This window comes from Variovorax sp. GW823-FHT02B07, assembly GCF_058797695.1.
Genome location: NZ_JBXAJX010000004.1, coordinates 271,844 through 291,998 on the forward strand (window position 1 = coordinate 271,844; position 20,155 = coordinate 291,998).

General features: G+C 69.7%; 21 protein-coding genes. 14 read left to right on the forward strand and 7 right to left on the reverse strand.

Going from position 1 to position 20,155, the window contains the following annotated elements; translation table 11 throughout:
- The first annotated feature begins 20 nt into the window (after positions 1-20).
- From hisN to AC1RGU_RS22110, 3 genes are read left to right on the forward strand one after another with little or no spacing between them, the layout of a single operon-like run.
- A complete protein-coding gene (hisN, locus tag AC1RGU_RS22100) occupies positions 21-797 on the forward strand; it encodes a histidinol-phosphatase (RefSeq protein ID WP_492698019.1) in 777 nt (258 codons plus the stop codon).
- 9 nt (positions 798-806) lie between these two features.
- Positions 807-1,001, forward strand: coding sequence for a DUF2905 domain-containing protein (locus AC1RGU_RS22105; protein ID WP_056575522.1), 195 nt, complete (start codon positions 807-809; stop codon positions 999-1,001).
- Positions 1,002-1,031: 30 nt separating this feature from the next.
- Positions 1,032-1,958: an ROK family protein gene (locus AC1RGU_RS22110; protein WP_492698018.1), complete on the forward strand. Its 927-nt coding sequence runs from the start codon at positions 1,032-1,034 to the stop codon at positions 1,956-1,958.
- On the opposite strand, the gene AC1RGU_RS22115 is transcribed toward AC1RGU_RS22110, so the two are convergent.
- On the reverse strand, positions 1,931-3,445 hold the full coding sequence (locus AC1RGU_RS22115; RefSeq protein WP_492698016.1) for an aminotransferase-like domain-containing protein: 1,515 nt from the start codon (positions 3,443-3,445) through the stop codon (positions 1,931-1,933). The two genes, AC1RGU_RS22110 and AC1RGU_RS22115, sit on opposite strands and share 28 nt — an antisense overlap.
- Before the next feature lie 172 nt (positions 3,446-3,617).
- Between AC1RGU_RS22115 and AC1RGU_RS22120 the strand changes: the two genes are divergently transcribed.
- Positions 3,618-3,953, forward strand: a complete 336-nt coding sequence (locus AC1RGU_RS22120; RefSeq protein WP_062477921.1) for a hypothetical protein — start codon at positions 3,618-3,620, stop codon at positions 3,951-3,953.
- 46 nt (positions 3,954-3,999) lie between these two features.
- Here AC1RGU_RS22120 and glmU read toward each other — a convergent pair whose 3' ends face one another.
- Positions 4,000-5,430, reverse strand: a complete 1,431-nt coding sequence (glmU, locus tag AC1RGU_RS22125; protein ID WP_492698015.1) for a bifunctional UDP-N-acetylglucosamine diphosphorylase/glucosamine-1-phosphate N-acetyltransferase GlmU — start codon at positions 5,428-5,430, stop codon at positions 4,000-4,002.
- A 49-nt stretch (positions 5,431-5,479) separates the two neighbouring features.
- Between glmU and AC1RGU_RS22130 the strand changes: the two genes are divergently transcribed.
- Positions 5,480-6,328 (forward strand): DUF6279 family lipoprotein, encoded by an 849-nt coding sequence (locus AC1RGU_RS22130; protein WP_492698013.1) that lies wholly within the window; start codon positions 5,480-5,482, stop codon positions 6,326-6,328.
- 13 nt (positions 6,329-6,341) lie between these two features.
- Here AC1RGU_RS22130 and AC1RGU_RS22135 read toward each other — a convergent pair whose 3' ends face one another.
- Positions 6,342-7,112, reverse strand: coding sequence for a Crp/Fnr family transcriptional regulator (locus AC1RGU_RS22135; RefSeq protein ID WP_174254419.1), 771 nt, complete (start codon positions 7,110-7,112; stop codon positions 6,342-6,344).
- Between the two features lie 93 nt (positions 7,113-7,205).
- Between AC1RGU_RS22135 and AC1RGU_RS22140 the strand changes: the two genes are divergently transcribed.
- A complete protein-coding gene (locus AC1RGU_RS22140; RefSeq protein ID WP_095743647.1) occupies positions 7,206-7,622 on the forward strand; it encodes a BLUF domain-containing protein in 417 nt (138 codons plus the stop codon).
- A gap of 93 nt (positions 7,623-7,715) precedes the next feature.
- Here the strand turns inward: AC1RGU_RS22140 and AC1RGU_RS22145 are convergent, their stop codons facing one another.
- Entirely contained in the window at positions 7,716-8,033 is a 318-nt protein-coding gene (locus tag AC1RGU_RS22145; RefSeq protein WP_062477930.1) for a DUF2917 domain-containing protein, read from the reverse strand.
- 175 nt (positions 8,034-8,208) lie between these two features.
- Between AC1RGU_RS22145 and AC1RGU_RS22150 the strand changes: the two genes are divergently transcribed.
- Positions 8,209-9,192: a LysR substrate-binding domain-containing protein gene (locus AC1RGU_RS22150; RefSeq protein ID WP_062477933.1), complete on the forward strand. Its 984-nt coding sequence runs from the start codon at positions 8,209-8,211 to the stop codon at positions 9,190-9,192.
- A gap of 6 nt (positions 9,193-9,198) precedes the next feature.
- Here AC1RGU_RS22150 and AC1RGU_RS22155 read toward each other — a convergent pair whose 3' ends face one another.
- Positions 9,199-9,816: a 5-formyltetrahydrofolate cyclo-ligase gene (locus AC1RGU_RS22155; RefSeq protein WP_095743648.1), complete on the reverse strand. Its 618-nt coding sequence runs from the start codon at positions 9,814-9,816 to the stop codon at positions 9,199-9,201.
- 9 nt (positions 9,817-9,825) lie between these two features.
- On the opposite strand from AC1RGU_RS22155, the gene AC1RGU_RS22160 reads away from it, so the two are divergent.
- From AC1RGU_RS22160 to AC1RGU_RS22170, 3 genes are all read left to right on the forward strand, one after another.
- Entirely contained in the window at positions 9,826-11,856 is a 2,031-nt protein-coding gene (locus AC1RGU_RS22160) for a lytic transglycosylase domain-containing protein (protein WP_070060072.1), read from the forward strand.
- A 1-nt stretch (position 11,857) separates the two neighbouring features.
- Positions 11,858-12,421, forward strand: a complete 564-nt coding sequence (locus AC1RGU_RS22165) for an MgtC/SapB family protein (RefSeq protein ID WP_492698011.1) — start codon at positions 11,858-11,860, stop codon at positions 12,419-12,421.
- A 109-nt stretch (positions 12,422-12,530) separates the two neighbouring features.
- Positions 12,531-13,217: a glutathione S-transferase family protein gene (locus AC1RGU_RS22170; protein WP_159278522.1), complete on the forward strand. Its 687-nt coding sequence runs from the start codon at positions 12,531-12,533 to the stop codon at positions 13,215-13,217.
- Between the two features lie 16 nt (positions 13,218-13,233).
- Here AC1RGU_RS22170 and AC1RGU_RS22175 read toward each other — a convergent pair whose 3' ends face one another.
- The gene (locus tag AC1RGU_RS22175; protein ID WP_062477953.1) at positions 13,234-13,971 is read right to left on the reverse strand and encodes an OmpW/AlkL family protein; all 738 of its coding nucleotides are present in this window, start codon (positions 13,969-13,971) and stop codon (positions 13,234-13,236) included.
- A 165-nt stretch (positions 13,972-14,136) separates the two neighbouring features.
- Between AC1RGU_RS22175 and AC1RGU_RS22180 the strand changes: the two genes are divergently transcribed.
- From AC1RGU_RS22180 to otsA, 4 genes are all read left to right on the forward strand, one after another.
- Positions 14,137-15,408, forward strand: a complete 1,272-nt coding sequence (locus AC1RGU_RS22180) for a multifunctional CCA addition/repair protein (RefSeq protein WP_492698009.1) — start codon at positions 14,137-14,139, stop codon at positions 15,406-15,408.
- A gap of 73 nt (positions 15,409-15,481) precedes the next feature.
- The gene (gene otsB / locus AC1RGU_RS22185) at positions 15,482-16,273 is read left to right on the forward strand and encodes a trehalose-phosphatase (RefSeq protein WP_492698007.1); all 792 of its coding nucleotides are present in this window, start codon (positions 15,482-15,484) and stop codon (positions 16,271-16,273) included.
- Entirely contained in the window at positions 16,270-18,192 is a 1,923-nt protein-coding gene (locus tag AC1RGU_RS22190; RefSeq protein ID WP_492698006.1) for a glycoside hydrolase family 15 protein, read from the forward strand. Before otsB ends, AC1RGU_RS22190 begins: the two co-directional genes overlap by 4 nt.
- Positions 18,189-19,574 carry an alpha,alpha-trehalose-phosphate synthase (UDP-forming) gene (otsA, locus tag AC1RGU_RS22195; RefSeq protein ID WP_062481194.1) on the forward strand — a complete coding sequence of 462 codons (1,386 nt, stop codon included), beginning with the start codon at positions 18,189-18,191 and terminating at the stop codon, positions 19,572-19,574. The genes AC1RGU_RS22190 and otsA overlap by 4 nt, the downstream gene beginning before the upstream one ends.
- Positions 19,575-19,592: 18 nt before the next feature.
- On the opposite strand, the gene AC1RGU_RS22200 is transcribed toward otsA, so the two are convergent.
- Positions 19,593-20,075 (reverse strand): Lrp/AsnC family transcriptional regulator, encoded by a 483-nt coding sequence (locus tag AC1RGU_RS22200; RefSeq protein WP_139705322.1) that lies wholly within the window; start codon positions 20,073-20,075, stop codon positions 19,593-19,595.
- Between the last annotated feature and the right edge of the window lie 80 nt (positions 20,076-20,155).

Below are 20,155 nucleotides of genomic sequence, written 5' to 3' on the forward strand. Positions count from 1 at the left end.
TGGCACGCGTTCTCCTTCCCATGAGCTCTTCCGCCCCCGACCTTTCCGCGATCGCCGGCGCGCTGGCCGATGCCGCCGCCGCCCAGTCGATGCGCTACTTCCGCACGCCGCTGGACATCATCACCAAGGCCGACGAAAGCCCGGTCACGCTGGCCGACCGCGCCGCCGAAACGGCGATGCGCGAGATCCTCGGCGCACGCGTGCCCACCGACGGCATCTTCGGCGAGGAGCACGGCCCCGAGCGGCTCGACGCCGACCGCATCTGGGTGCTCGACCCGATCGACGGCACGCGCAGCTTCATCACCGGCTCGCCGCTGTGGGGCACGCTCATCGGCGTGCTGCAGGGCGGTCGCGTGGTGCTGGGCATGGTCGACATGCCGGTGCTGAAGGAACGTTGGATCGGCGAGACCGGCAAGGGCGCCACGCGCGACGGCCAGCCCGTGCGCGTGAGCGGCTGCACCGAGATCGCCAAGGCCCGCATCGTGACCACCTCGCCCGACATCTTCTCGCCGGCCGACTGGAGCGCCTTCGACCGCCTGAGCCGCCAGTGCGCGATGCGCCGTTTCGGCGGCGACTGCTACGGCTACGCGCAGCTCGCGGGCGGCACCATCGACCTCGTGGTCGAGACGGGGCTGCAGCCCTACGACTTCCTGGGCCCGGCCGGCCTGATCGAGGCCGCGGGCGGCGTCGTCACCGACTGGGAGGGCCGGCCGCTGGGGCTGAATCCCGACCAGCGCGTGATTGCTGCAGCCACACCCGAACTTCACCGACAAGCCCTGGCCGTGCTCGCGGCCTAGACTGTCGGCATGTTCCGCTGGCTGATCGTCGTTGTCCTGGCGCTGGTGCTCATGAGCGGCCTGACCGCCTGGCTGCGCCGCTTCGGCTTCGGACGGCTGCCCGGCGATTTCGAGTTTCGCGCCTTCGGCCGCGACTGGCAGCTGCCGATCGCGAGCACGGTGGTGCTCAGCATGATCGCGGCGCTGGTGGCGCGGCTGCTCTGAGAAACGCCTGAGAAAGAAGAGAACCCCGCAATGAGAGCCTGCGTAGACATCGGCGGCACCAAGGTCGCCGTGAGCCTTTCCGCTTCGAGCGACGCGCCGCTGATCGGCCGCCGCAGCGAGCCCACCGCCAAGATCGGCAACAACGACGCCGTGGCGGTGCAGATCCTGCGGCTCATCGACGAGGTGTGCGCGGAGCAGGGCATCGATCCGGCGAGCATCGACCGCGTGGGCGTGTCGTCGACCGGGCCCTTCGAACTGCACGACGGCATGGTCGAGCTGGCCACGCCCAACATCTGCGGCGGCATCGCAGGCCCCTCGCGCGGGCTGCCCAACAACTGGATGACGGCCATCGTCGAGGCGCCGCTGGCGCGCCGCTTCGCCCGCGTGCGCGTCGAGAACGACGCCGTGGCCGCGCTCGAGGCCGAGCGCCACTGGGGCGCGCTGAAGGGGCTCGACAACTGCGCCTACGCCACCTGGAGCACCGGCGTGGGTGTGGGCCTGTGCGTCGACGGCAAGGCGCTGCGCGGCAAGAACGGCAACGCCGGCCACGCGGGCCACAGCTTCGTGGTCGACGACGACAGCGGCGCGCTGTGCGGCTGCGGCAACCTGGGCGACGTGGAAGCGCTGGCGGGCGGCAATTCGATCGCGCACCGCTTCGGCCAGCCCGCGGCCGATCTGTTCACGGCCGCCGCGGCCGGTGACGCCGCGGCCCTCGAGAAGGCCGACGCGCTGTGCCGCGTGATCGGCCGCATGCTCTACAACCTGGTCATCACGCTCGACCTGCAGCGCATCAGCCTGGGCGGCAGCGTGTTCTGGCACCACCGCGACTTCGTGCTGCCGCGGCTGCAGGCGCAGGTCGATGGCAAGCTGCCGCCGCTCACGCGCGGCGTGCTGCTGGTGCCCGCCGGGCTCGGCGACAAGGTGGGCGACTACGCGGCCCTGGCGCTGCTGGACTGAGTTGCAGCGCGCGGCGACCGGACCAGTGTGGCTGGCTGGTTCTTCTGCGCGGCGCAGCCTTCCTCGACGATCCGCCCGAGCCGCCGCAGCCCCGCATCGACCGCTTCGCTGAAGGGCCAGCCGCAGTTGATGCGCAGGTAGTGGTCGAAGCGCGAGGCGTTCGAGAACTGCGCGCCCGGCGCCACCAGCATGTGCTCGCGCAGGGCCGCCTCGAACACGGCCACCGACGACAACCGATCGGGCAGCTCCACCCACAGCTGGAAGCCGCCGCGCGGCAGGTTGAGCCGCGTGCCGGCCGGAAAGTAGCGGGCGATGGCGTCGGCCGTCTGGTCGCGCTGCGTGTGCAGGCGTTCGCGCAGCCGGCGCAGGTGGCGGTCGTAGCCGCCGCTGGCAATGATCTCGCCCGCGGCGATCTGCGCCAGCGCCTCGTTGTTGCGCGTCTGCGCGTACTTGAGCATCTCGACCTGCGCGTGCCAGCGCCCGGCCGTGATCCAGCCCAGCCGCAGGCCCGGCGCCAGTACCTTGTGCAGCGAGGCGCAATACACCACGTTGCCCGTGCGGTCCCAGGACTTGATGGCGCGCGGCGGCACCTCGGTTTCCACCAGGTCGCTGTAGGTGTCGTCCTCGACCAGCGCGATGCCGTGGCTCTCGCACAGCTGCACCAGCCGCTGCTTGTGGGCGTCGGGCATCACGCTGCCGATGGGGTTCTGCAGGTGCGGCACCACCACCACGGCCTTGATGTCGTCGTAGGTGTGGATGGCCAGGTCGAGCGCCTCCAGCGAAATGCCGGTCTGCGGGCTGGTGGGAATCTCCAGCCCGCGCAGGCCCAGGCTCTCGAGCACCTGCAGCAGGCCGTAGAAGGTGGGCGATTCGACGGCGACGGTGTCACCGGGCTTGGCGATGGCGCGCAGGGCGAGGTTCAGCGCCTCGATGCAGCCGTTGGTGACCAGCACGTCGTCGGGCGCCACCGTCATGCCCACGCGCAGGTTGCGCTGGGCCACCACCTGGCGGAACTGCTCGTGGCCTTTTTGCGAGGAGGCCGTGGTCAGCAACTCGGGGCGCTGGCGCAGCGCGCGCGTCATGGCGTTGCGCAGCGCCTCGGCCGGGTAGAGCTCGGGGGCGGCGCGCGAGATCGCGAAGTTGAGCTTCACGTCGTTGAGGCGCCCGCGCGCCATGAAGTTGGCCATGCGCGTGCGCATGTTGACGAACTGCGCCGGGTCGGGCGGCAGGCCGGACACGGGTTCTTCCATGGCCGCGATGGCCAGGCGCTGCGGGCGGCGCACGAAGTAGCCCGAGCGGTCGCGCGCCTCGACCCAGCCTTCGCTTTCCATGGCGCGGCACACCTGCAGCGCGGTCGAGAGGCTGATGTCGTGCAGCCGCATCAGGCTGCGCAGCGAGGGGAGCTTGTCGCCGGCCTTGAGCGAACCGGCGTGGATCGCGTCCACGTAGTGCGCCGCGAGCTGGCGGTAGAGCGGTAGCGAGTCCATGGGTCGATGTTCCCCGCATCGGGCATCCGAAAACAGATGCAGTTGACTGGGAAAAAGACCATAACAGATGGCGTGGCGGCCCGGCTGTTCCGGTCGCAATAGCCATCGGGTGTGCCTGTTTTTCGGGCGACGGAATTCCTACGATGAAGCCCACATCCACCCGAGGTCCGCCATGATCACCACCCTGTCCGAAGCCCCCGATTCCATCGTCCTCGAACCCGGCCAGTCGCTGCGCACCGCCGTCGATGCGGGCGCCTGGCTGCAGCTGGCCGAGGGCCGCGCCCGCGTGGTGTCGCCGCCGGGCTGGCTGGGCGAGACGGTGTTCATGACCGAGACGCTGCTCGGCGAGGGCGACATGCACTGCGTGCCGCAGGGCGGGTGGATCGAGGTGTCGGCGGTGACGGCGGTGCACCTGCGGGTGCATGCGCCCCAGCGCGCGGCCCGGGCCACGGCGCCGGTGGCGGCGCGGCCGGTGATGCGCTTCGTGCGCCTGCTGACGGGGTGGTGAGGTCCGGGGCAGGGCGTCTGCCCCGAACCAGAGCCCGAAGCCGCCGTCAGTTCTTCGGCAACTTCTGCGGCCGCTTCCAGTTCGCGAAGCTGACCTGCTTGCCCCGCGCCACGGTCAGCGCGCCGGGCTCGGTCGACTTGTTCACCGTCGAGCCGCCGCCGATGGTGCCGCCCGCGCCGATGGTCACGGGGGCCACGAGCACGCAGTTGCTGCCCACGTGCACGTCGGCCTCGATCACGGTGCGGTGCTTGTTGGCGCCGTCGTAGTTGGCCGTGATGCTGCCCGCGCCGTAGTTCACGCGCTCGCCCACCGTGGCGTCGCCCAGGTAGGCCAGGTGGTTGGCCTTGGCGCCCGCCGCCAGCGTGGAGTTCTTGACCTCGACGAAGTTGCCGATGTGCACTTCGGCGCCCAGCTGGGCACCGGGCCGCAGCCGCGCAAACGGCCCGACCAGCGCGCCTGCGCCCACCGTCACGCCGGCCTTCTCGCCATCGATGTGGGTGAAGGGGTGGATCACCGCGCCGGCCTCGATGCGCACGTTGGCGATGACGCAGTTCGCGCCGATGCGCACGCCTTCGCCCAGCGACACCGTGCCTTCGAACACGCAGTTGACGTCGATGTCGACGTCGGCGCCGCAGCTCAGCGTGCCGCGCAGGTCGAAGCGCGCCGGGTCGGCCAGGCGCACGCCCTGTTCCATCAGCGCGTTGGCCTGGCGCAGCTGCCAGGCGCGCTCCAGCGCCGCGAGCTGGGCCGGGCTGTTGATGCCCGCCACCTGCAGCGCGTCGGTCGTGACATGCGCCACCACCGGCACGCGGTCGTCGGCCGCGAACTTCACGATGTCGGTCAGGTAGTACTCGCCCTGAGCGTTCTTGTTGTCCAGGCGCGCGAGCCAGCCTTTGAGCAGCCGCGCGGGCGCGGCCATCACGCCGCTGTTGATCTCGCGCACGGCGCGCTGCGCCTCGGTGGCGTCCTTGTGCTCGACGATGGCCGTCACCTCGCCGCCAGCCTGGGTGCGGATGATGCGGCCGTAGCCCGTGGGGTCGTCGAGTTCGATGGTCAGCAGCGCGAGCCGCTCGCCGCCGCTGGCGGCGATGAGGGTGCGCAGCGTGTCTTCGGCGATCAGGGGCACGTCGCCCGACAGGATCACCACGGTGCCGTCGTCCGGCAATTGCGGCGTGGCCTGCTGCACGGCATGGCCGGTGCCCAACTGGGGCTCCTGGCGCGCGAAGCCGAGGGCGGCGGCGTTCACGGCCGTGGCCTTGATCGCGGCTTCGACCTGCTCGGCGCCGTGGCCCGTCACGACCACGACGTGGCGCGCGCCGATGCGCGCGGCGGTGTCGGTCACGTGGGCCAGCAAGGCGCGGCCGGCCAAACGATGCAACACTTTGGGCAGCTTGCTCTTCATGCGCGTGCCCTTGCCGGCCGCCATGATGACGACGTCGACCGGTCCCTGGTTGCTCTGCTGCGGAGTCTGATTCATGCGCTTTTCTTCCCGGATTCGTTGTGCTGGACTGGCCCGAATTATCGGTGTGCTGCTGCTGGCCGCTGCCCTGGGGGCTTGCAGCGCGGTCAAGCTCGCCTACAACAACCTGCCCGAGCTGAGCTACTGGTGGCTCGACGGCTACTTCGACTTCGACGGTGCCCAGACCCCCAAGGTGCGCGACGAGCTCGCCCAGCTGCTGGCCTGGCACCGCCAGAACGAGCTGCCGCGCATCATCGGCCTGCTGCAGGAGGCCCAGGGCCTGGCGAGCGCCGAGGTGACGCCGGCCCAGGCCTGCCAGCTGGCCGACCGCGTCCGCGAGCGCCTGCTCGCCGTCACCGAGCGCGCCGAGGCCGCCAGCGCCGAACTCGCGCTGAGCCTGAGCGACGCGCAGCTGCAGCAGCTCGAGCGCAAGTACGCCAAGAACAACACCGACTACCGCAAGGACTGGCTCGACCGCAGCCCCGCGCAGGTGCAGGAGAAGCGCTACGACCAGTTCCTCGAGCGCCAGGAAGACTTCTACGGCCGCCTCACGGCCGAGCAGCGCGCGCTGCTGCGCCAGCAGGTGGCGCAGTCGGTGTTCAGCCCGAAGCTGGCGTACGAGGAGCGGCGCCAGCGCCAGCAGGAGGCGCTGGTGCTGCTGCGCGGCTTCCAGGGCAGCAACGGCGGACCGCGGGCCTCGCCGGCCGAGGCCCGCGCCGCGCTGCATGCCTACATCCAGCGCATCGCCGATCCGCCGCCCGGCCCCTGGCGCGAGCAGCAGCAGGCGCTGCTGCAGGAAGGCTGCCGCAACCTGGCGGCGCTGCACAACACCACCAGCGCCACGCAGCGCGAGCAGGCGGTGCGGCGGCTGCAGGCCTACCAGGGCGACCTGCGGCAGCTGGTGGCGGCGCGCTGAGGCGACCGCCCCCTCAGATCATCGGCACCGGGCGCAAAGGGCGCTCGAAGTAGTCGCCCAGTGTTTCGAGCGCGTGCGGCTCCAGGATGCGCAGCCAGCCGCCGTCGAGCTTGTACAGGCCCAGGCGCTGCAAGCGCCGCATCGTCTTGTTGGTGTGCACCAGCGACAGCCCCAGCGCGTCGGCGATGTGCTGCTGGTTGAACGGAAACTCCACCCAGCCGTCGCGCACCATGCCCACGCGCTGGGCGCGCCGGTACAGGTGCATGAGCAGCATGGCCACGCGCTCCCCGGCGTTGCGGCGCCCGGCGGTGACGAGGTGGTCGTCCACCAGCTTTTCCTCGCGCGCGGCCAGCCAGGTGATGTCGTAGCCAAGCCGGGGCTGGGTCTGGAACAGTGCCCACAGCCGCTCGCGGGCGAAGGCGCACAGCGTGGCGTCGGTCACGGCCTCGACGCCGTGGGTCTGGCCGTCGGCGAACTCGTCCTGCAGGCCGATGAAGTCGCCGGGCAGCAGAAAACCCAAGATCTGCCGCCGGCCGTCGCTCAGGGTCTTGTAGCGGAAGGCCCATCCTGCGTAGAGCGTGAACAGCTGCGGGCTGGCGCGGTGCTCGTCGACGATGGTGCCGCCCGCCTCGACGCGCCGGGTGCCGGTGCGAAAGGACTGGATCGCCTCCAGCTGCTGCGCCGTCACCGGCAGGAAGGCCTCCAGGCGCCGCAGCGCGCAGTGTTCGCAGGGGTTCGCACCCTGCGGCGGGGAGGCAGCAACGGGGTAGTCCTCGAACTTCACGCCGCACTATAGGCTGGCGGGGCTATGTCTTTTGACATTTCGGGGTGCAGGATGGCCCCCTAGACTCGAAACGATGTCCCCTTTTTGCACCGCATGACACAAGAACAAGCCTCTGCAGAATCCCTGTACGAATTCCTCTATTGCAGCCTGCTCGCCCCCGACCTGCCGCCCGCCACCGTGGGCGCGATCGTCACGCAGGCCCGCGCGCGCAACGCCGAGGACGGCATCTCCGGCCTGCTGGTGTTCGACGGCCAGTGCTTCTGCCAGCACTTCGAGGGGCCGCGCGAGGCGGTGCAGGCGCTGATGGCGCGGCTGCAGCGCGATCCGCGCCACGTGGCGCTCGTGGTGGTCCACGACGGCCCGCTGGCCGCCCGGCGCTACAGCGGGTTTGCGATGGGCCTGGCCGAATGCGAGGGCCCCGACCCGGTCTCGGGCCTGCGGGCCCTGCGCGGCGAGGCGGCGCTGGCGCACTTCCTGGCGCTGCGCGCCAGCTTCGACATCAGCACCTGACCGGCTGACTGACGGAAAACTGAAAACGACGGGCAAAGAAAAAGGCGGCCGAAGCCGCCTTTGTTCAGAAGAGCCGGGAGTGCAGGCGGTCGGTCAGACCGGGTCCCACACGTAGGTGGCACCGTAGCCATCCCAGGCTTCCATGACGATGCGCTGGCCGGCGGCCACGGTGAGCGACTCGCCCGGGGCCAGCACGATGTCTTCGCTGGGGCCATGGGCGGTGGCGTCGGGCGTGACCCACACGCGGCCCTGCTTGACGCGCAGCACGCTCGCCGACCGCGCCTTCAGGCTCATCGCCTCGCCGGGCGCAATCTGCCAGGCGCCACGGCGCACGGCCGGCGGAATGGCCGCGGTGCGGGTGGAACGGGACAGGGAAGCGAGCGATTCGTTGGTGCAGACGGCGGTGGACATGATGAGGACTCCTTGGCTGATCCGAAGCGCCTTTGACAGACAGAGAGGTTGGCGCAGTTCGGGAATGAATGATCGTTTTTGCGGCCTTGGAGGTCCAATGAAAACGAGGTAGCCTACTGATGCGATTCCCGCATCAATCAACTGGGCGCCGGGAACGCACACCAAAGTCATACCCATGCAACATTCGCAAACCCACCTGCGCTCCCGGCCCATCTCGGCGGGGCACCTGCGGGCCTTCGAGGCGGTCGCGCGGCACCTCAATTTCCGCGCCGCGGCCGAGGAAATGGCGCTCACCCAGTCGGCCGTGAGCCGGCAGATCCAGTCGCTCGAAGAGGAAGTGGGCGTGTCGCTGTTCCTGCGCCACACGCGGGCGGTCGAGTTGACCAGCGCCGGGGCGCAGCTGCTGCTGTCGGTGCAGCAGGCGCTGCCGCGCATCGACATGGCCGTGCGGCAGATTCGCCAGAGCGCGGGGCGCAAGAGCGTGGCGCTCACCACCTTTGCCTCGTTCGCCTCGATGTGGCTGATTCCGCGGCTGGAAGCCTTCCAGCGCGACAACCCCGAGATCGACATCCGCATCGACGCCAGCGACATCGCGGTCGACCTCGACGTGGCCGACGTGGACATCGCGCTGCGCTACGGCCCGCCCGAAGGCATGCCGCCCGGCGCCGTGCGGCTGTTCGGCGAAACGCTGACGCCCGTGGCGAGCCCGTGGCTCATCAAGAGCAACCCGCCGATCAAGACGCCGGCCGACATCGCCCGCTTCACGCTCATCGAGGCGGGCGACGCGCACCGCACGCACCTGGAATGGCTCACGTGGCGGCGCTGGTTCGAAGTGAACGGGCTGGAGCGCGCGCAGCCCAAGCGCTGGCTCTATTTCAACTATGCGTACCAGATGGTGCAGGCCGCGCTCACGGGCCAGGGCCTGGTGCTGGCTCGCAGTTCGCTCATTGCCGAAAGCCTGGCCAACGGCGACCTGATCGAGGTGCTGCCGCAGCACCGGCTGGATTCACCGATGGCCTACTGGCTCATCTCGGGGCCGCGCAACGCGCTGCGGCCGGAGATCAAGGCCTTTTCCGACTGGCTGGAGGCGCAGGCCGTGACCACGCGCCAGACCATCGGCGAGGTGCCCGACCCCGACACGGTGGACAACCTCGACTGAGCCGGCTCAGGAGGTCGGCCAGACCACGCCGTTGTCGTTGAGGATGGCATCGAGCGGCAGGTCGTGCGCCTCGGGCTCGAAGTCTTCGAGGAAACCGTTCGTGAAGCCCAGCCCCACGGTGAACGGCCGGGGCTCCAGCGCCGCCAGCGTGCGGTCGTAGAAGCCGCCGCCGTAGCCCAGCCGGTAGCCGCCCGCGCTGTAGCCCACGCAGGGCACGAACAGCAGGGTCGGCACGATCAGCTCGGTGTCCTTGGGCTTGGGAATGCCGTAGGCGTCTTCTTCCATCTGGCAGCCCGGGTACCAGGCATGGAAGGTGAGTGTCTTGTGAACCTTGTCGATCACCGGCAGTCCGATGCGGCGGCGCTGCGTTTCTTCCATGAGTTCGCCGTCTTCCTTCCAGCGATGCAGTGCGGGCAGCGGGTCGAACTCGCCCTTGATCGGCCAGTAGGCGCCGATCACGGTGTCGGGCCGGCCGACCAGCCAGATCCGCATCACCCGCTGCAACAGGTCGGCCCGCGCGAGGCGGTCGGGCAGCGCCAGGCGTTGCTCGATGAGTGCCTTTCGCAGTTGACCCTTCAGAAAACTCGCCGTGGCCGAGGTGTCGGCATCCTTTGACTTGTCCATAATCCCCCGATGCAGTTCCCAAGCATTTTGGCATCCGCGCGCGCTCGTCAGCGTCGCGGCGCGCCCGCCCTGGTTTTTTCCGCCGTTCTCGCACTCGCCGCGCTGCTGTCGCAACAGCCCGCCGCCGCGCAGAACAACACCAACGACGACGTGCTGGTCCAGATGAAGCAGGCCTTCCAGCGCGGCGACAAGGCCCGCCTCACGGCCCTGCTGCCGCAGGCCCGCGGCCACGCACTCGAGCCCTGGGCCGCCTACTGGGAGCTCAAGGCCCGCCTGCAGGAGGCCGCGCCCAACGAGGTGCAGGACTTCTACGCGCGCTATCCCAACACCTACCAGGAAGACCGCCTGCGCAACGACTGGCTGCTGCTGCTCGGCCAGCGCCGCGACTGGGACGGCTTTGCCGCCAACATCGCCGGCTTCCGCATGGGCGACGACGCCCAGGTGCGCTGCTACGCGGTGTTGGTCGACACGCTGCGCACCGGCACGGCCACGCAGGCGCAGGCCGACGAGGTGCGCCGCAACTGGTTTGCGCAAAAGGACAGCGACGACGGCTGCCTCACCGCCGCCGACCGCATGGTCGCGGCCCGCCTGATGACGACCAACGACGCCTGGAAGAAGGCGCGCCTGGCCATCGAGGCCAACCGGCCCGCCGCCGCGCGTGGTGCCGTCACCATCGCCGCGCCCGACGCGCTGCCGCTGTTCGAAGAGGTCAACGCCAGCGCCGCCAAGTTCCTCACGGGCCGCGCCTTCGTCGCCGCCAAGTCGCGCAAGGAACTGGTCGTGCTCGCGCTCATCAAGATCGCGGTCGCCGACCCCGACCAGGGCGCCGCACAGCTCGACGGCAAGTGGGGCCCGATGCTCTCCGCCGAAGAGCGCAACTGGGTCTGGGGCACCATCGGCCGCGCGGCCGCGAACAAGCTCTCGCCGATGGCCGTGAGCTATTTCGGCAACGTCACGAAGAACAGCGACCTGTCCGACGACATGCTCGGCTGGCGCGTGCGCGCCGCACTGCGCGCCAGCCAGTGGAAAGACGTTGCACCCGCCATCAACGCCATGAGCGACGCCGCCCAGCAAGACCCCACCTGGGTCTACTGGAAGGCCCGGGCGCTCAGCAGCGCCGGCGGCGACGAGCGCCGCGCCCAGGCCCGCGAGCTGTACACCAGCATCGCCGGCACGCGCGGCTTCTATGAAATGCTGGCGCTCGAAGAACTGGGCCAGCGCGTCGTGGCCGCCACGCGGCCCGCGCCGCTCACGCCCGAAGAAAAGAATGCCGCGCGCACCAACCCGGGCCTGCAGCGCGGCCTGCAGGCCATCGGCATGGGCCTGCGTTCCGAAGGCACGCGCGAGTGGAACTACGCCACCAACCTGCACGACAAGGGTGGCATGGACGACCGCGCCCTGCTGGCCGCCGCCGACCTGGCCTGCCAGCGCGAGGTGTGGGACCGCTGCATCAACACCAGCGAGCGCACCAAGGGCGTGATCGACGTCGAGCAGCGCTTTCCCATGCCCTTTCACGACACGGTGCTGCGCAAGAGCCAGGACATCGGCCTGGACCCGGCCTACGTCTACGGCCTGATCCGCCAGGAAAGCCGCTTCATCATGGACGCGCGCTCGGGCGTCGGTGCCTCGGGCCTGATGCAGGTCATGCCCGCCACGGCGCGCTGGACCGCCCGCAAGATCGGCCTGACCGACTTCACGCCCGGCCAGATCAACGACCGCGAAACCAACATCACCATCGGCACCAACTACCTGAAGCTCGCACTCGACGACTTCGACGGTTCGATGGCACTGGCCGCCGCGGCCTACAACGCCGGCCCGGGCCGCCCGCGCAACTGGCGCAACGGCCCGGTGATCGACGCGGCCATCTGGGCCGAGAACGTGCCCTTCAACGAGACGCGCGACTACGTGAAGAAGGTGCTGGCCAACACCACCAACTACGCCGCCATCATCAGCGGCAAGCCGCAGTCGCTGAAGGAGCGCCTGGGCCGCGTGGGCCCGCGCAACGCCAACGAGCCCGAGCCCAACAAGGACCTGCCCTGACATGAGCTGGCGCGACGAGGTGCTCGACACCGTCGCGTCCGAATTCTCGGACGCGGGCGACGTCGCGCAGCTCACGCGCATCTCGGTGCGGCTGCTGCTGGCGGCCGTGCTGGGCTTTTTCCTCGGCTTCGAGCGCGAGCAGCAGGGCAAGGCGGCCGGCGTGCGCACGCACATGCTGGTGGCGATCGGCTCGGCGCTGTTCGTGCTGATCCCGCAGCAGACCGGCATCGTGCCGGCCGACATGAGCCGCGTGATCCAGGGGCTGGTGGCCGGCGTCGGCTTCCTGTGCGCCGGCACCATCCTCAAGCAGGGCAAGGACGAATCCCACGTGCAGGGCCTCACCACCGCCGCCGGGCTGTGGATGACCGCCGCCATCGGCATGGCCTGCGGGCTCGGCCGCGAGGTCACGGCCGTGTTCAGCGCGCTGCTGGCGCTCGCGGTGCTGTCGCTGGTGCCGCGCCTCGTGGGCCTGATCGAGCGCGTCGTGAAGCCCTCGGCGAACGCAGACGCCTCCGGTCCGCGCGTGATCGTCCCGCCAGAATCCCGCCAGGACGGCGACCGCTGAAGCGGCCCGCATCAATTCGCGCCGCCTTCGTCATCAATCGCAGCGCGCCGCCCGGCTAGCATCGACGGCTTTGCCCCGCATTCCCGCACTGACCCGGAGACCCAGATAGATGTCCAAGCTCTACATCGGCAACAAGAATTACTCGTCGTGGTCCATGCGCCCCTGGGTGCTCATGACGCAGGCCGGCATTCCCTTCGAGGAGGTGATGGTGCGCTTCGACTCGTTCGACGCCACCTCGCAGTTCAAGCACGTGATCGGCGCCATCAACCCCGTGGCCAAGGTGCCGGTGCTGGTCGACGGCGACCTGGCCATCTGGGACACGCTGGCCATCGCCGAGTACCTGGCCGAGCGCTTCCCCGAGAAGCAGCTGTGGCCCCAGGGCGTGGCCGAGCGGGCCCGCGCGCGCAGCATCTGCGCCGAGATGCACTCGGGCTTCACCAACCTGCGCGGCAACTGCCCGATGAACATCGAGGCCTCGCTGCCCGAGGTGGGCGCGCGGCTTCTGGCCGAGCAGCCCGGCGTGCAGGAAGACCTCGACCGCATCGTGCAGATGTGGACCGAGCTGCTCGACCGCCACGGCGGCCCGATGCTGTTCGGCGCCTTCACCATCGCCGACGCCTTCTTCGCGCCGGTGGGCATGCGCATCCGCGGCTACGGCCTGCCGGTGCCGCCGGCCATCGACGCGTACATCGCACGCGTGGCGGCCCTGCCGGGCGTCGCCGCGTGGATCGACGGCGCCCTGGCTGAAAAAACCTTCGTGGCTTTCGACGAGCCTTACCGCACCTCGCGCGACTGAGGCCCGTCGGACTTCGTCAGAACCGGTACGTCGCCGCCAGGTAGGTGACGATCGGGTTCAGCTTCAGGCTCGCCTCGCTGCGCGCCACCGGCAGGCCGGTGATGCTGGTCGTGGTGAGCTTGGCCTTGGTCTTCAGCGGGATGTAGGACACCGAGAACGACACGCCCCAGTGCTTGTCGAACTGGTAGGCCACGCCGGCGTTGAGCACGGGCGCGAACGAGCTGTCGAGCTTGGCGGTGGTGTTCACCGAAGACGGACGCACGTGGAACTGGCTGGCCAGCGCGCCCTGCAGGTTCGAGGTGAGCTTCACGTCGCTGTACCAGACGTAGGTGGCGCCCAGGCCCACGAACGGACGGAAGGCGTCGTTGCCTTCGTTGAAGTAGTACTTGGCCAGCACGGTCGGGCTCCACTGGCGGGCCTGGCCGAGTTCGCCCACGCGCGCCAGCGTGCCGCTGCCGTTGAGCTTGAACTTGGGCGGCACGCCGAGCACGCCCTCGACGGCCCAGTGGGGGTCGATGAAGTACGCGACGTTCAGGCCCAGCGTGTCCGAGTTGGTGACGCTCGCGCCCGAGCCGGCCAGCACGCTGTGCACGGGCGAGGTCACGGTCAGCGGCTTGCTCGAATCCTGCGGCGACAGGTGGAACCAGCCGGTGCCGACGACCCAGTCGCCCGCGTTCTGCGCCAGGGCGCTGCCCGATGCCAGGACCCCGAGTGCCGCCAATGCCAACGATGCTGTTGTTGTGAGTTTCTTCATAGCTGTGAATGCTCCTTGGGTGTTGAAAACAGCCCCGCGCACGGGGGCACCGGCCAGCGACCGGTGCTTCGCGCGACACGAATTTACGAACGGTCGTTCGCATCGCCCGGCGATTATCGAACGACCGTTCTTTTTGTGCAGGGAGAGTATCCCTACACTGCACTCATGAACATTTTTCTCGTCGGCGGTGCACTGCGCGACCGGCTGCTGGGCCGCCCCGTGTCCGACCATGACTGGCTGGTGGTGGGCGCCACGCCCGAGGCCATGGTGGCGCGTGGCTACCTGCCCGTGGGGCGCGATTTCCCCGTGTTCCTGCATCCGCGCACGCGCGAGGAGTACGCGCTGGCCCGCACCGAGCGCAAGAGCGCGCCGGGCTACCGCGGCTTCGTGGTGCATGCGGCGCCCGACGTCACGTTGGAGCAGGACCTGGCCCGGCGCGACCTGACCGTCAACGCCATCGCGCTGCCCGCCGAGCATGTGGGCGCCGACGGCAGCTTCGACCCTCGCCCCGAGACCCTGGCCGACCCCTTCCACGGCCAGCGCGACCTGCGCGACAAGGTGCTGCGCCACGTCACCGACGCCTTCCGCGAGGACCCGGTGCGCATCCTGCGCGTGGCGCGCTTTGCCGCGCGCTTCGACGACTTCACCGTCGCGCCCGAAACCATGGCGCTCATGCGCGAGATGGTCGCGGCCGGCGAGGTCGATGCGCTGGTGCCCGAGCGCGTGTGGCAGGAGCTCGCGCGCGGCCTGATGGAAACGCGCCCCTCGCGCATGTTCGAGGTGCTGCGCGACTGCGGCGCGCTCGCCGTGCTGCTGCCCGAGGTCGACCGGCTCTGGGGCGTGCCGCAGCCGGCGCAGCACCACCCCGAGATCGACACCGGCGTGCACCTGATGATGGTGCTCGACACCAGCGCGCGGCTGGGCGCCACGCTGCCCGTGCGCTTCGCCTGCCTGATGCACGACCTCGGCAAGGGCACCACGCCCGCCGACATGCTGCCGCGCCACATCAACCACGAGCTGCGCAGCGTCGACCTGCTGCAGGCCGTGTGCGAACGCTGGCGCGTGCCGGTGGAGCTGCGCGAGCTGGCCGAGATGGTGGCGCGCGAGCACGGCAACATCCACCGCAGCGGCGCGCTCGACGCAACGCCGCTGGTGCGCCTGCTGGAGCGCTGCGACGCCTTCCGCAAGCCGGCGCGCTTCGCCGAGGCGCTGCTGGCCTGCGAATGCGACGCGCGCGGCCGGCTCGGTTTCGAGGACACGGCCTACCCGCAGCGCCCGCGCCTGCTCGCGGTGCTCGCGGCGGCCCAGGCCGTGGCCACCGACGTGGTGGCGCGCGAGGCGCAGCAGGCCGGCGCCACGGGGCCGCGCATCGGCGAGGCGATCCACCGTGCGCGCATCGCGGCGGTGAAGGCCTCCTTGCCCGCCACGGCCGACTGAATCCCCGCCATCGGCGCACGCCGGGACTTTGGCCGACACGCGCCGCGTGCGAGCCGTGCTATGGTTTTTCCCAATGCCAAAGTCCTCCAGCAGCAACGCCCAGTTGCCACCTCCGCCGGGCCGGGACGCCGCCCTTTTTCTCGACTTCGACGGCACGCTGGTCGGCCTCGCCGCCACGCCTGAAGCCATCGAGGTGCCGCCCGCCCTCGTGCCCCTGCTGAGCGACCTGCGCGACCTGCTCGGCGGCGCGCTCGCCGTGGTGTCGGGGCGCCAGATCGATGCCATCGACCGCTTTCTCGCGCCGCTGCGGCTGCCCGCGGCCGGCGAGCACGGCGTGCAGCGCCGCGATGCCAAAGGCGGCATGCAGGAGCAGCGCCCGCCCGACCTCGTGCCCATCCTGGACGTGGCCAACGAGCTCGCGCGCATCCACGAAGGCCTGCTGGTCGAGCGCAAGCACGGCGCCATCGCGCTGCACTACCGGCTCGCGCCGCAGCTGGAGGCCGTGTGCCGCGACGCGATGGCGCGCGCCATCGAAGGCCGTCCGCAGCTCGAGCTCATGCACGGCAAGTTCGTGTTCGAAGTGAAGCCTTCGGGCGTCAACAAGGGCCTCGCCATCGAAGCCTTCATGAACGAAGCGCCGTTCGCGGGCCGCACGCCGGTCTTCGCGGGCGACGACACCACCGACGAGAGCGGCTTTGCCGTCGTGCAGCCGCGCGGCGGCGTCGCGATCAAGGTCGGCGCCGGGCCGAGCCTGGCGCTGCACCGGCTCGAATCGCCGCGCGCGGTCTACGAATGGCTGGTGCAGGCGCGCGACCTGCTGGCCGCACCCGATCACCACAAAGCATCACCGAGGAGCCCCGCATGAGCGAACAACAACTGCCGGTGGCCCCCGAGGACCGCGCGGGCAACGCCCTGGCCGGCGCGGCGGGCCCGGACGACCAGGCGCCCGTCGACGCCGCGAAAGTGGCGGCAGCCCTGCCGCGCGGCTTTGCGCCGCCGGCCGAGCCGTCGCTCAATGTGGGCGTGATCGGCAACTGCGCCTACAGCGCGCTCATCGACGCGCGCGCCCGCGCCGTCTGGTGCTGCCTGCCGCGCTTCGACGGCGACCCGGTCTTCAACGCGCTGCTGCACCCCGGCGAGGAAGCCGGTGCCTGGGCCATCGAGATCGAGGACTTCGCCTCCAGCAAGCAGTGGTACGAGCCCAATACCGCCGTGTTGCGCACGCAGCTGTTCGACAGCGCAGGGCAGGGCATCGAGATCACCGACTTCGCGCCGCGCTTTCACAGCCGCTCGCGCTACTTCCGTCCGCTCATGATGGTGCGCCGCGTGCGCCCCATCGCCGGCGCGCCGCGCATCCGCGTGGCGCTCGACCCGCGCTTCCAGTGGGGCGCCTCGGCGCCGACCGAGGTCACGCGCGGCAGCAACCACATCCGCTACGTCGGGCCCGACGTGACCTTGCGGCTGAACACCGACGCGTCGATCTCGCACATCCTGTCGCGCCAGCCTTTCGTGATCTCGCGCGAGTACAACTTCATGTTCGGCGTGGACGAGACGCTGCTCGAAGGCATTGCCGACACCGCGCGCAAGTTCGAGCAGGAAACCATCGCCTACTGGCGCACCTGGAGCAAGCGCCTGGCCATTCCCTTCGAGTACCAGGACGCGGTGATCCGCGCGGCCATCACGCTCAAGCTCTCGCTGTACGAGGACACCGGCGCCATCGTGGCCGCCATGACCACCAGCATCCCCGAGGCGCCGGGCAGTCAGCGCAACTGGGACTACCGCTACTGCTGGTTGCGCGACGCCTTCTTCGTGGTGCGCGCGCTCAACTCGCTGAGCGAGGTGGGCACGATGGAAGACTACCTGCGCTGGCTCGGCAACGTGGTGATCGGCTCGCACGGCGAGCACATCCAGCCGCTGTACGGCATCGGGCTGGAGCGCGAGCTGCCCGAGTCCTTCGTCGAGGGCCTGCCCGGCTACCGCGGCATGGGCCCGGTGCGCGTGGGCAACCAGGCGCAGGAGCACTTCCAGCACGACGTGTACGGCAACATCGTGCTCGGCGCGGCGCAGGCCTTCCACGACCACCGGTTGCTGAGCCGCGCAGGCGTGGCGGAGTTTCCGCACCTCGAAGCCGTGGGCGAGCAGGCCGTGCGCGTGTACGGCACGCCCGACGCCGGCATGTGGGAGCTGCGCACGCGCGCCCGCGTGCACACCAGCTCGGCGCTGATGAGCTGGGCCGCCTGCGACCGGCTCGCCAAGATCGCGCGCACGCTGGAGCTGCCCGAACGCGCCGCGTACTGGCACGGCCATGCGGCACGCATGAAGGAAGAAATTCTTGCCAAGTCGTGGTGCGAAGAGCGCCAGGCCTTTGCCGAAAGCTTCGGCGGGCACGAGCTCGATGCGAGCATCCTGCTGATGGTCGAGGTGGGCCTGATCGACGCGCGCGACCCGCGCTTCATCTCCACCGTCGACGCCATGGAAAAGTCGCTGTGCGACGGCCCCTACATGCGCCGCTACGAAGCGGCCGACGACTTCGGCAAGCCCGAGACCGCCTTCAACATCTGCACCTTCTGGCGCATCGACGCGCTCGCCAAGATCGGCCGCAAGGCCGAGGCGCGACAGATTTTTGAAACCATGCTCGCCGCGCGCAACCCGCTGGGCCTGCTGTCGGAAGACACGCACCCGGTCACGGGCGAGATGTGGGGCAACTTTCCGCAGACCTATTCGATGGTCGGCATCATCAATGCGGCCGTGCGCCTGTCCGCTCCCTGGGATTCGTGCATATGAGTCGTCTCGTCGTTGTTTCGAACCGCGTGGCCGACCCGCGCAAGCCCGCCGCCGGCGGCCTGGCCGTGGCCCTGGGCGAGAGCCTGCAGCAAAGCGGCGGCCTGTGGTTCGGCTGGAGCGGGCAGATCGTCGAGGGCGGGCCCACGGGCGAAGGTGAGCTGCACAAGCAGCAGGCCGGCAAGGTGACGCTGGCCACGCTCGACCTGAGCCGCGACGACCACGACAGCTACTACCTGGGCTACAGCAACGACGTGCTGTGGCCGGTGTTCCACAACCGCCTGGACCTGGCGCATTTCGATGCCGGCTTCATCGGCGGCTACCGGCGCGTGAACCAGCTGTTCGCGCGCAAGCTGATGCCGCTGCTGAAGGATGACGACATCATCTGGATCCACGACTACCACCTGATGCCGCTGGCCGCCGAGCTGCGCGCCATGGGCTGCAAGCAGCGCATCGGTTTCTTCCTGCACATTCCGCTGCCGCCGCAGATCATCATCGCGGCCATTCCGCAGCACGAATGGCTGATGCGTTCGCTGTTCTCGTACGACCTGATCGGCTTCCAGGCGCAGCAGGACGTGCAGCACTTCGAGCACTACGTGCGCAACGAGGCCCATGGCGAGTACCTGGGCAACGACATGTACCGCGCCTACGGGCAGACGGTGCGCTGCAACGCCTTCCCCATCGGCATCGACGTGGACGAGTTCGCGGCGCTCACGCACGCCAAGGAATCGCGCGACATGTACGAGACCATGAAGCGCGAGTACTCGAGCCGCCGGCTGCTGCTGGGCATCGACCGGCTCGACTATTCGAAGGGCATCCCGCAGCGCGTGCGTTCGTTCCGCGAGCTGCTGGCCAACTACCCCGAGAACCGCCGCAGCGCCACGCTGATCCAGATCGCCTCGCCCACGCGCGAGACGGTCGATGCCTACGCCGACATCCGCAAGGAACTCGAATCGCTGTGCGGCGCCATCAACGGCGACTACGGCGAACTCGACTGGATGCCGGTGCGCTACATCCACCGCATGGTCGCGCGCCGCCGCGTGCCCGGCCTGTGCCGCGCGGCGGCCGTGGGGCTGGTGACGCCACTGCGCGACGGCATGAACCTCGTGGCCAAGGAGTACATCGCGGCACAGGACCCGGCCGACCCCGGCGTGCTGGTGCTGTCGCGCTTTGCCGGTGCGGCCGAGCAGCTGAAGGAAGCGCTGCTGGTGAATCCGTACGACACGCACGGCACGGCAGAGACGGTGCAGCAGGCGCTGCAGATGCCGCTGGAAGAGCGGCGCGAGCGGCACCAGAAGCTGCTGTCGCGCATCCGGGCGCAGGACATCCACTGGTGGCGCCGCACGTTCCTCGAAGCGCTGCGCGAGGCGGCGAGCGAGCGCTGATCGCGACCGGAGCCTGCGTCAGCCCAGTGGCACGCGGGCCCCGAACTTCGCGCGCTTCAGGCTGAAGAACGCCTTCACGTTGCGCACGTTGGCGTCGGCCGTGAACAGCCGCTGCGTCAGCGCGCCGTAGCCGGGCATGTCGCGCGCCACCACCACCAGCACGAAATCGGGCCCCGGCGACACGCGCCAGCACTGCTGCACGGCGTCGTCCGCGATCACGCGGGCCTCGAAGGCGTCGAGCGCGGCGGCGTCCTGCCGGTCGAGCGAAATCTCCACCACCGCCTGCAGGCCGTGGCCCAGCACCGTGGCGAGGCGGTCGGGCGAGAGCAGGGCGACCTGGCGCTCGATGAGCCCTTCCTGGCGCAGCCGCTGCACGCGGCGCAGGCAGGTCGGCGGAGAGATGCCCACCTCGGCGGCCAGGCGCTGGTTGGTCTGCGAGGCGTCGTTCTGGAGCGCGTCGAGCAGCTTGAGGTCAATGGCGTCGAGAGAGATTGATTCCATATGAGTTAAAATTATGGAATAAAACTCCATCTATGGGTTTTGGTGAAATAAAAGTCCGAAACTGAGGAAATTTAGACGCC